This is a genomic window from Candidatus Paceibacterota bacterium (genome assembly GCA_035530615.1).
In the GTDB taxonomy this organism is placed as follows: Bacteria; Actinomycetota; Actinomycetes; order Nanopelagicales; family Nanopelagicaceae; genus QYPT01.
This window is the reverse complement of the sequence record DATKUL010000003.1, coordinates 338171-349952: the sequence shown is the minus strand read 5'-3', so window position 1 is coordinate 349952 and position 11782 is coordinate 338171. Positions and strand designations below refer to the sequence as shown.

Genomic DNA, 11782 nt, shown 5'->3' with positions numbered 1-11782 from the left:
TTTTACTTGAGGAGAGGTTCAATTAGCGCCGCTGCCTCATTCATTGCTTGCTGTGCAGTTTTCTTACCCTGCATCGCGAGAGCAACCTGGGTTCCAATGATTTGATCAATCTTTGGATAATTAGGAACAGGCGTACGAGCCTTCGCAGTTGCCAGTTGCTCCAAGAATGTTGAGTAATATGGATGAATTGCAGTCACTTGACTTCTGAGGCTCTGCAGAACAGTAAGTTGTCCCGCTTTTAGAAGTGCGGTTTGAGCACTCTTCGAAAGCATGAAGCGAACAAATTGTTGAGCAGCGGCTTTGTTTTTGGTTGACGCGATGACGTTAATGTCCTCGCCGCCTACAACACTGATGCTTCCCCCCGCACCGGCCGGAACGAGAGCTTGAACGGGCTTGAAATCAGGGTAAACACTGCCCCAGATTGGATTCATCCAAGGACCATCCAATGTCATTGCATAATTGCCCTTTGGTACGCCATCAAAACCGCTGATCCCACCGGAGGCGCCGAGCATGGTGTCTGAGATGGCACCTTGCTTGTAGAGATCTGTTAGGAATTGGACTGCCGAAACACTCTTGGCTCCATTTATGTAACCCTTAGCAGTTGTATTAGTAGCATTTGTGATAGCGCCGCCTGCTGACCAAATCCAAGGCAGTACATTCCAACCGCCAGTTCCACCGTCGGCATAGAGTTGAATTCCTTGAGCTTTGAGGAGTGGTGCATCGGCTAACATCTCGGCAAATGTCTTTGGGGGCGTCGTGATTCCAGCTTTCGCGAATGCGTCCATATTTGCAAACATAACGCGAGTGTTCGTATCAAGAGGAAGTCCGTAGTAATGACCAGCGTAGTAATTGGTTGACAACGGACCCTTGAAAACAAGCTTGGACAACTTGGTAAAGCCGGCCATGCCGCCGCGTCCATCCAACTTGGCGAATATCTTGCCTTGCGCGAAAGTAGGTACCCAAGCCACATCAGAGCGGACCACATCAGGAAGAGTCTTTGACAGGACCCCTGTTAAGAGCTTCTGGTATAGATCATCGTGGCTAAAAGCAACATGTTTAACTTTGATGTTCGGATTGGCTTTCTCAAAAGCTGGGATAAGCGTCTTCTCAAGAGTTGGACTTTCTGAGGCTGAATAAGAGGTCCAAAAAGTGATGGTGACTTTCTTGCGTGCTGCATTGGCTTCAGAGGCCGCGGCCAAACCCCCGACCACAGAAATCAGGGTCCCGATCGTCAATAAAGCAATCGAGACCTTTCCCCTTCGTTTGTCCTTACTATTCTGCATGTGCTTCTCCTGTCATGTGTATGAAGCGAATCACATTCACACTAGGGAGGGGTGAATGCAACGAGTGACTTATTTCTACAGTGGAAATAAGTACCTGTCAATAGCCCCCATATGACGTCAATCAGAGGCTTGTTGTTTCATTGACGGAAATAACCAACTATGGGAGGCTTCAGCCCTACGCCTCGCATATTGGGCAGTGAGGAGTGGTCCAGATTGAAAATAGCCGCTCCGCCTTGGATCCCGCAGTCCGCACAGACACGTGCTGTGGCGTTGGAAGTACTTCTGCATGGCCCTATTTCTCGAATAGACATAGCCCGCAGATTGGATTTATCACCAGGCTCACTCACGCGCCTCAGCACTCCTTTAATTGAGTCCGGACTTCTTGTAGAAATTAATTCCGAGGACCGCTCAGATTCGAAAACAGGAAGACCTTCCAAACCATTAGATGTTGTGGCGGGGTCTAGACATTTCATAGGAATGAAAGTGACCGGCGAAGATGTCACTGCGGTTGTGACAGATTTACGAGCAAATGTTGTAGGGCAAGGCTACAGGCGACTTGCCTCCCAAGCACCAGCAGTCGTGGCAGACCAGATTGCCGCGTTGGCAAGCGAACTAGCTGAGCAAGTGGATGAAATAACCGCGCTTGGAATTGGTATCGGTGGGTTAGTGAACGATAAATCCGAAGTACTCAGCGCACCCTTTTTAGAGTGGGAAAATGTACCTCTTGGCTCCATGGTAGAAGGACTGACAGGTATACCGACTGTCATCAATAACGATGTCATTGCATTTACTGAAGCCGAACACTGGTTTGGCGCTGCAAGTGGTCTATCCAGATTCGCCGTAATTACTTTGGGAGTTGGAGTTGGATTTGGCCTAGTTATTCATAACCAAATCGTTGTAGATGAAGACTACGGTTTAGGCCTCGTCGGTCATTGGCCGATTGATCCATTTGGACCACTCTGCCCATCCGGGCATAAAGGCTGCGCCCGCACCGTACTGACGCAAGGTGCCATCATCCAGGCAGTAGAAAATACACTTAATCGCAAGTTGGGTTACGAAGAGATTCTTCACATGGCAACATCCGGCGAGCCAGTCGCAAGGAGAGTAGTAGATGATGCTGGCCGAGGACTCGGAAAACTTATTGCTGCCGTTGCAAATTTAACTTCTCCAGAACTGATAATTCTAGGCGGCGAAGGAGTCGGTCTTGTGGAAACGGCATCCGCATCAATTCAGGAAGGAATAAGAGAGCACAGAGATCCACGAGCGAAAACGATAAGTTTTGTAACTACATCTGGCGACAACACGGAGTGGTGCCGGGGGGCTGCCGTATTAGCAATTCAGGAATATGTACTTGGGCGCCCCTACTCAAGTTGAGGTTTCCTATTGAAAATGGGAAATGAGTTTGGGCAGATTCAAAAACACTCTAATCAAAGATAAGAACAATGGCCTCCGCATAATGCGGGGGCCATTGTTCGGTAGTGGTAGCGGGGGCAGGATGACCTTAGGTCTGCATTTTCATTTGGAGCCACGTGATGGACACGTCGAGGGGTTAGGTTGGTCATCATTTGTTGCAAACGTACCGCAAGACTCTCCAGTGCTCTTCTATTTTGCGAAGTTGAGTAACTGTTAGATGATCAAATGAGAGGCGTGGCGCCTGAGGAATGTATTTCTTGGCACGATTCAATCTTCGTGCTGACACTCACCTACTCCATGGACTTCCCAACGACTTCAAATTAGCCTTGTGGATGAAAGAGAGTTAGAGGTGAATGAAGAATGGAAATTAGAATTTCTCTCCGCCTGACACATTTAGTGGCCTTGACGCTCTTGTTGAGCCTCTTCCCAATTCTGACTAACGACTTGCCTTCGGCTTTTGCCTGCAAAAAACCGCCCGCGAGCCCGATATCCCTTACCTCGTGGGCACGCACTGGTGGTCCAGCAATTAAATTGACGGTTGCGCCAACTGGAGAACTGCCGACACATTTTTTGTGGGCAACATCCCTCTACAATAAAATCAACAAAAAATGGGAACCTTGGTCAGCTTGGAAGAAATTCACGATCACCAAAAATCGAAAAAATCTAACTTATCAAAGTAAATTGACATCCAAATACTCACAGATTTCCTTTGTATCGTACGCAGGAAATACATGCGGTCGATCTGGGACAATTCAATTGCGTGTCCCTCTCAAATCAAGTTCGCAATTAACTCTCTTACCACCGCAAATCGCATCTTCCCTTCCTCTAAGCCTGAGCAGCATTTCTTTGAACTACTTCGATCCAGATTATTTGGGTATTCCGATCCTTGTAACAAGTCAAACTCCAAGTATCTGCACTACAGACTTGACCAAAAATGTGCTGTCCCTTCTCGCGCCCGGTTCCTGCAAGATTAGGCTCTCAGAAAACAGCAAACTGGTATCGACTCCTAGTCCAGATATTTTTTTTCAATTCAATATTCTAAAGAACCCGGTAGTTCTGCCAGAGACCACGCAGGACAGGCCCGACGATATCCAAGGTTTTCAAATCCATGTTGTGTATGTCACGCTGAGAGATGCTCCAAGTGGTGACCTCTATAACTCAGGTGAAATCAATAATTGGGTCGCGCTAGCGCAAGAGTGGCTATATGAGAAGATTGGGAAAAGATTGATCTTTGATACATACCAAAACTCACTCGATGTCAGCACCTTGAGGAGTCACTACTTGACGAGTGACCTAGCCAATGACGGTAATGTGAAGGAGATCATTGATGGAAACACTGTCGTATCTCCGCTGCCGAAACTTGCAAATGAATTCAACCAAGCAAACGGCGGAAGCAAAGTTGGCAAGAACCTTCTCTTTATCGTAGACGCCCATTTGGGCCCTAAGTATTGCGGATGGGGTCAGATGCCTGGTTCGCTTGCCCTCGCATATCTGGGAGAAGATGGATGCTGGCAAGGCATTTCTTCATACCTTGGAGTAGAGCGCAAAATAAATCCAATGTCGAATACCATCATTCACGAATTGATTCATAATTTTGGCGTAGACCATGTCTGTATTGATCAAACAGACATCATGATTGGGAATACTTGTCCTGAGGGCTTAATTCGTAAGGGCGCAATCACTATTGATGCGACCCATACCCGCTATCTTGGCGGATCGCTATCAGGGGCTAATATTCTCTCTCTAAAAGTGTGGAGTGACGGATCGGGCGTAAAACATATACCGCTACGCGATGTGTGCTACATGGGCGAACTCTGTCTCCTTCCAACGAATCATTGGTCGGACAATGCACAACTGCTTGATTTACAAGAAAGCATCGCTGGTAATTGGGCCACGCTGGCCTCGTTTACCTCGTATAGAGATCCAAACCCTCCAGGGATTTATCCATATACATATGACGTCAAACTCATGCCAATATCTATCGGGGTTCACACCTACAGATATCGCCTGCAACCGACCACGGGATGGAACGAGTACCTTGATACTCCATTTGTTATAACCGTGCCGTACTAAGGATAATCAAGACGGATTGTCGTTTGGTTCCAACCCGTCATATCGACCCACTTCTCGGACCGCGGATCGTTCCATAAAAAAACAATGGCCCCGCGCATAAGCAAAGAGCCAAAGCCTTAAAACACTTGCTAGTAGCGGGGGCAGGATGACCTCAGGCTCGCACTCTCATTAGGAGCCGTGCGAAGGGCACATCGAGGGGTATCGCTTATCGTCATTCGTTACACCATAGCCCACCTCATCAAGGGTACAAATAGTCTTTCAGCCAACTTGAGTCGAGTGGTTTGTCTTGGTGTGATAACTAGGATCAACCTCATGACCTGGACAGCCGTTTCCCCCCGCAATGTCCTCTTCTGGTCCGGGGCAGGAATCTCGCATGACACCCCTACTAACGGACCTCTTGGAAGAGATCTCACTGAGCGCGCGATGAAGCATTTCATGACAGATGACACAGGCCAAGAAATCGCGAAATTGTATACGGAACTTGGTGTTAGGAACGCGAACTTTAGGCCGAGATTGGAAACCGTTCTCGATGCGTTGACCGATGTATATGGTCTGGCTGGGCTTGAGAATGTCCTGAGCGACCTCGTCGACGCAAAGCCAAACACAAATCACGCTTTCTTTGCCCAGCACTTAAGGGTAGGCGGTCAACATATAACCGCAAACTTTGATAGTTGTATTGAACGCGCTGGCTTAGAACAAGAAAATGATGAGTTGAACCGAGTGGTTCATATTCACGAGAGTGTTGGAGGCAACCGCGACCTTTCCTCGCTGGGCGCTCGATTGCACATCATTGAAAATGGTTTTCCTGAAACGCTCGTCCAGACACTTGATTCGGTGTTGGGCTCAGATGGAATCTCCACCATAGTGTTCCTTGGCTATAGTGGTTCTGATTTCTTCGACGCAACACCCTATCTACTCAGCCACTTAGATTTACTAGAAGGCAAAAAAATCGTATGGCACGATTACCAGGAAGACACTTCTTCTTCAAGTCCAAAGCAAGAGCAGGCACCGGGAACCTTACTCGGTGAATTACTGCGCAACGGCGTTCGAGTTGAAGTTATAAGCGGAACACTTTGGGATTTTCTCTCTCGACTGTCTGTCGCGTGGTCCATCCCTTATATCCCCGCAACGAAAAAGTCCGACAAATCAAATTGGAATCCCTCAATAGGGAATACTGATACCTTGCGCAAGCAAGCCACATCGGCTCTATACATACGGATGGGCTTCCGAAGAGGTGTAATACGAGCTTTTTCAATTGAGGATCCGAAAGATGCCCAAGGTTGGGAAGGTCTGGCAGATGCACATTGGGGGGCTGGAAATTACCTTAAAGCCCTTGGCGCTTGGGAACAGGTATACCTCGGGGATGATGATGCAAGTAAGGCACGAATTGGTGAACGACGTGGTGCGACACTTTGGATCCGAGGGCAACTCCTTGCCGCAGAGCGTCATATGTGGCAACAAGTTAACAAATGGGGCGAACTAGATTCGCCTGCAGGCTCATCAGCCTCGATTGCAACGTTAGAGACTTACGGAAGAATCATTCAGCATATGCAGCGACTTCCCGATGTTAAATGGTTCGTCAATTCGCGGAAGGTGGAGGAAGTGGAACATCGCCTCATCATGTTGGCGAACACGGCTAAAGGGCACGAAGGCATTGTCCTCAAAGCCAAATTATTGAATGTTATTAGCGCTTTGAAAGGGGAGGAAGATGCAAATCTGCAAAAACACATTGATAGTTTTACAGAATCGGAGGCACTGCACGCCTGGCTCAATTTCGAGCACGCGCTCCTAAGACTTCGAGCAACCAAGCCCACGAAGGAACGTCCCGCGCCTAACCGCTTAGATTACGAACTCCAATTGAGAAGGCAGGAGGCATTAGGAGCTACAGCGGACGTAGCACGCACCTACCTCCTCCCTGGGGCAACCAGGTACTTCACTCCGATGGATGTCTTTAAAGCATTTAAACCCGTCGAAATCACTTCATGGCACCGAGGGCGATTGGTCGGTGGATTTGCGGCATTATGGTTAATCGAACAATTTAGAAGGAGAAAACAGATCTAAAATAAAGAATCTTGTAATGAGATGGGTGGATAAAATACTCCAATAATAATAAACGGATTCTTGGCCCAAGAATGGTATTGTCGGGTGGTACCTAGGAACAAGAATAAGTCCTTAGTCACAAACTCATTGAGATACTTCTGACGAACTAGTTCTAGGGCCTTGCTTTCATCTCCCCCAGATCGGTCAAGACAATTCCAGTACAGCGCACCAATTTCCCAATCTTCGATCATCAAGGTGCTAACTTTCCCGGCGGCATCCCTGAAGCGATACGAGAACTTATATGGCAATTTCCGAACTATTGAAAACTCCCGTCGAACTTCTTCTTCCGTCTGAAAAATCTGCAACTGACTTGCCTTCGCTTCGAGAAGTTCGAGCCGATCCTTCTTACATTCGCGATCTGTATCCTGTACAAGAAATTCCAGAATTTCTGTAGGTTTGAAAATGGCAATTGATAACTCGTCCCGCTGGGCCTTGGAAATTGTCTTCGCTAAATCTGTATAAATTGGGTTCTTATCAAAAATGATCTGCTTTCGTTTCGCCCATCCATCCTCGGTCCCGACTGGACTGCCAATCAATCTAATTTTAGATGGATCCACAGGCCGATAACTCTCAGGTCTTGGATCTCCAGAGTTCTTCTCTAGGAGTAATTCCATCCATTGATATTTCTTATACCGATTGTCATTTTCCAGTTTTCTAAATGGGAGAGGGTAAATTCGAACCCAGTTTCCGTCATCCAGAATTCCGGCAGTGCAAACTAATTCATCATATTTCTTGGATAGCGTGGGATACGTTTTAACCGTTATAAACACTCTCCGCAGGAGGCTCATAAATGATGAGCCTCGATGCCCCTTGTATCCTCCAAATATTCGCTAATACAGTGTCGGTGACAATCCTCGTGCTCCTTCTCAAAGCAGGTCAAAGCAAGTCGACCGCTTCTATCAAACAGTTCATTAAGTCCCTTCAAGCTATCCCTCTTGAGCGGCAATGAGCGTTTATACCCCCTAAACAGTCGGGCGTAGTCTGCCTTGGTTTCCAATCCATTTCGACGTTGCGAGCTAATCCCCAATTCCGGAATATGCACATACTCAATGCCCAATTTTGGAAGAACCGCGCTGAGAGTCCCCTTTGAAAATCCGAACTTGCGGCTAAGAGGATTTATCCTAACGTCGCATAAGAGGCGCACATCATTGCTTATTAGACGATTAACGTACTTCTCAAAAGTGATTCCCTCGTATCCAATTGTGAAAAGCTCACTTGATTCAAATTCAAGCCCCCTTTTCGCCTCCCCCACGCGATCAAAGGCTTTTCCATCCAAGATTTCTTCAGCAATCCTGCTATTTATTGCATAGTATGGGTACTTTTCATATACATACCTGATGAGTTTCTTGCCTCTATAAGCGTGGAAACGCTTGGCAAAATCCGCAACCTTGGCACGATCTACACTTGGCATACACGTATTCGATTCTTCCAATAGTCGAATATCGCGATTGTCGGTTCTAAGCCAACCGCGAGATTCCAATAAATCGATGTCAGATTGCGCTTGAAAGGAATAACATCCATAGTGGTAAGGAACAAAATCGTAGTGTGGCTTCTCAGTTTCTTCTTGCGACAGGAATAGGAGCTTCTGAAAATCTATTTTGGAAAGGTACCCACCGGCCTGTGCCAGCAGAACCAGGAGGAAACGTTGGCGATGGTAATTGGGAATTCGAGGTCTAGTCATAATGTTGCCCTCACGCTTCTCATCGTAACATTGCCAATTGAATGCCAGCCTAGGACGTATCCAGCGAGTTAAGTGTTGTCGCACGGGCTGACATATTAGATTAAGTCCCAAGATCAGTCCTGCGGAATCGTGTCTTACGCTGCTTCAGGAATAACTGCGACAAGTGCTCATTATGGGATCCCACAAAGCAATGACCCCCCGCGTAAGCGAAGAGCCAAAGCCTTGATTTTCGTACTAGTAGCGGGGGCAGGATTTGAACCTACGACCTCTGGGTTATGAGCCCAGCGAGCTACCGAGCTGCTCCACCCCGCGTCGGTAGGCCTATCGTAGAGGGCAGGCACCATGAGCGCCAAATCCTCCTGAAAAGATCTCTTTTTAGGGAAATTATTTTCTGGTCTGCGCAGCAATCGCTGCAGCAATCGCTGATTTCAATCTGTCTTGTGCAAGACCGTAAGCAGCAAAGTCACCCTTAGCGAGTGCGGCCTGTCCATCAGCAAGTGCCTGACTTGCACTTTGGAGTGCGTTGGCAAGTGCATTGGACTGTGATCCGCCAGTTGATGGAGATGGAGTACTTCCCGTAGTTCCAGAGTTGCCACCAAATACCTGATCAAGCGCGCCTTTCAATGTGTCATCAAATCCAATTTGATCACCAAAGGAGACGAGAACTTTCTGAAGTAATGGATAAGAAGCGGCGTTTGATGTCGCCTGTACATAGACGGGCTGCACGTAAAGCAAGCCACCACCTACAGGAAGAGTCAACAAGCTCCCGAGAACAACATCAGATCCACCCTGTCGAAGTAGTGATAAAGAATTTGCCACCGTAGGTTTTGCCTCAAAGTTCGATGCGACCTGCGATGGACCAGCAATGTTTGTACTTCGCGGTAATTGAAGCACGCTAATTTTTCCATAATCGGGACCCGGATCAGAATTCACTGATGCAAACGCAGATAAGTTCTCACGACCTCCCACTGGGACGAACGGAGTCGTCAAGGCGAAATGTGATTGTGTGGCACCAGGCATCTGCAAGGTTAAGTAATACGGAGGCTGCGCACTCGCATTCCCTCCGAATGTAGAAGGATCACGCGGCACCCGCCAGAAGTCCTGCCCACCATAAAAAGCACTAGCAGTTCTAACATGGTACAAACTCAAAATATCGCGTTGCACCCGGAAGAGGTCCTCTGGATAGCGCACATGCGCAAGGAGGTCTTTAGAAATTGCACTCTTTGGTTTGACCGTATTTGGGAATACTTTGCTCCAGGTCTTAAGAACAGGATCCTCTGTATCCCACTGATACAGCGTGACAGTGCCGTCATATGCATCCACTGTTGCCTTGACAGAATTCCGGATGTAGTTAACCGAAGCGTTGGATTGAGCGGTAATCGAAGCGGAGTTCATAGTCAGCGCATCGGTAGTTGCACTAGAAAGCATTGTCTTCTTTGAGTATGGATAACCTGCACTCGTTGTATATCCATCAATAATCCAGAGAATTCGACCGTTAACAACGGCTGGATACGGGTCGCCATCAAGGGTGAGCCACGGCGCAACTTTTGCGACACGATCGCGCGGATTGCGCTCAAAAAGAATCTTTGAATCGGCGTTGACCAAATTCGACAGGACGATCCGTTGTTCCTGATACTTCAGGGCAAAAACGAGGCGGTTGATGAGAGATCCCATAGGAACGCCACCCTTACCGGTATAGGTCACGTTCTTCTGCCCATTGGCCGATGAATCATCTGGATAATCCAACTCAACCGGAGTCGAAGTTTTTGCTCCACCAATTATTGAGTAGTCAGGAACATTCTCGCCGAAGTAAATGCGGGGTTCGAAGGCACCCAGACCCTTTGTTGGTGGGAGGTCTCCCACGATGAAGGATGGTTTCCCGTCGGCATCACGGACGTTGCCATAGGCGGCAACAAATCCGAACCCGTGGGTGTAAACCAAATGATCGTTGATCCAGTTACGGCTTGGGTTGCCTGCGACATTGAGTTCTCGAACTGCCACGATAGCGTCCCTTTGAACGCCGTTCACCGTATAGCGATCTATATCGAGTGAATCGGCAAAGGTGTAATAAGGCTTAATTTGTTGAAGTTGGCGGAAAGTCGCAGAGAGAACGTTTGGATCCATCAAGCGGATATTGGAAATTGTCGCAGCGTCCTTCGACAACTGACCTGCCGATGTCTCAATTGTCGCTCGATAATCCTTCACTGTCACATCGGAAAGTCCATAAGCAGTTCGGGTTGCATCAATGTTCTTCTGAATATAAGGCGCTTCCTTTGTCGACTCACTTGGTTTGACTTGGAATTGCTGAATGATGCCTGGATAAACGGTAGAGATAAGTAGAGATGAAACCACGAGAAGTGAGACGCCAGCTGCCGGCAAGACCCAGGAGCGGCGAATAATGTTGGCGAAGAAAAGAAGAGAGCACACGACTGCTATTCCAGCGAGAATTGCTTTTGCAGGTAGAACCGCGTTGACATCTGTGTAGGTCAAACCAGTGATGAGCTTGCCCTCTTTAAGCGCAAGGTGGTAGCGATCAAGCCAGTAGGCCATACCTTTGAGAAGTACGACGATTCCTAAAAGAATTGAAAGTTGGACTCGTGCCGTAACCGTGGTCCGGTCTTCTCGAACTTGAAGACGAATTCCGCCGTACAAATAATGAACCACACTTGCCGCCATGATTGAAATGATGATCGTTGATATTCCCCACTCAAGCAGCGCCTGCCAGAAAGGAAGGCGGAAGGCGAAGAAGGAAACATCTAGTCCGAACTGCGGATCCTTCACACCGAAGGGAGTGGAGTTTTGGAAAAGCATCCATGGAGTCCAGAGTGTGGTTCCGGCAGTTCCCGCGAAGTAGAAGAGCACGAGGGCGAGACCACCGATGACTAATCTGCGAATTGGTTCAATCTGACCGCGGTATCGCTCAAGGTTGTCGGCCTCAATAGTCAATGGCACGTAGAGCGGCCGGCGGCGATACGCTATAAAAATATTTGTGACGATAATGAGTGAAGTAGCCGCGCCAAAGGCAACAAAGAGCGCGGCCTTTGTGGTGAGAGTGACTCTCCAAACACTGGTGAAGTTGACCGAGCGATACCAGAGCCAATCTGCGTAAAAGCCGCTCATGGAAACCAGGGCAAGTAAGATCGCGGCGACTATTGCCACGGTGATCACTAAAGGTCGGCGCGGGTTGGGAAGGTTGGGACGGATGGGTCGATTCATTGAACTCATGCGCCAA

General features: G+C 48.1%; 7 protein-coding genes and 1 tRNA gene. 3 read left to right on the top strand and 5 right to left on the bottom strand.

All coding sequences use genetic code 11. The annotated features are described in order from the left end of the window. Positions 1 to 2 precede the first annotated feature (2 nt). Complete coding sequence (locus VMW30_10210) at positions 3 to 1283, bottom strand: extracellular solute-binding protein (GenBank protein HUW88725.1); 1281 nt, start codon at positions 1281 to 1283, stop codon at positions 3 to 5. A 213-nt stretch (positions 1284 to 1496) separates the two neighbouring features. On the opposite strand from VMW30_10210, the gene VMW30_10205 reads away from it, so the two are divergent. The 3 genes from VMW30_10205 (at position 1497) to VMW30_10195 (ending at position 6830) form a co-directional block, all read left to right on the top strand. After that, positions 1497 to 2657, top strand: coding sequence for an ROK family transcriptional regulator (locus VMW30_10205; GenBank protein HUW88724.1), 1161 nt, complete (start codon positions 1497 to 1499; stop codon positions 2655 to 2657). A gap of 399 nt (positions 2658 to 3056) precedes the next feature. After that, positions 3057 to 4769 carry a hypothetical protein gene (locus tag VMW30_10200; GenBank protein HUW88723.1) on the top strand — a complete coding sequence of 571 codons (1713 nt, stop codon included), beginning with the start codon at positions 3057 to 3059 and terminating at the stop codon, positions 4767 to 4769. Between the two features lie 312 nt (positions 4770 to 5081). After that, positions 5082 to 6830: a hypothetical protein gene (locus VMW30_10195; GenBank protein HUW88722.1), complete on the top strand. Its 1749-nt coding sequence runs from the start codon at positions 5082 to 5084 to the stop codon at positions 6828 to 6830. Here VMW30_10195 and VMW30_10190 read toward each other — a convergent pair. The 4 genes from VMW30_10190 to VMW30_10175 form a co-directional block, all read right to left on the bottom strand. Beyond that, the gene (locus tag VMW30_10190; protein HUW88721.1) at positions 6827 to 7657 is read right to left on the bottom strand and encodes a hypothetical protein; all 831 of its coding nucleotides are present in this window, start codon (positions 7655 to 7657) and stop codon (positions 6827 to 6829) included. The genes VMW30_10195 and VMW30_10190 overlap by 4 nt on opposite strands. After that, positions 7654 to 8550 carry a DUF488 family protein gene (locus tag VMW30_10185; GenBank protein HUW88720.1) on the bottom strand — a complete coding sequence of 299 codons (897 nt, stop codon included), beginning with the start codon at positions 8548 to 8550 and terminating at the stop codon, positions 7654 to 7656. The genes VMW30_10190 and VMW30_10185 overlap by 4 nt, the downstream gene beginning before the upstream one ends. A 238-nt stretch (positions 8551 to 8788) precedes the next feature. Beyond that, a tRNA-Met gene (locus VMW30_10180) sits at positions 8789 to 8862 on the bottom strand. Between the two features lie 72 nt (positions 8863 to 8934). Beyond that, positions 8935 to 11775, bottom strand: a complete 2841-nt coding sequence (locus VMW30_10175; protein HUW88719.1) for a UPF0182 family protein — start codon at positions 11773 to 11775, stop codon at positions 8935 to 8937. Between the last annotated feature and the right edge of the window lie 7 nt (positions 11776 to 11782).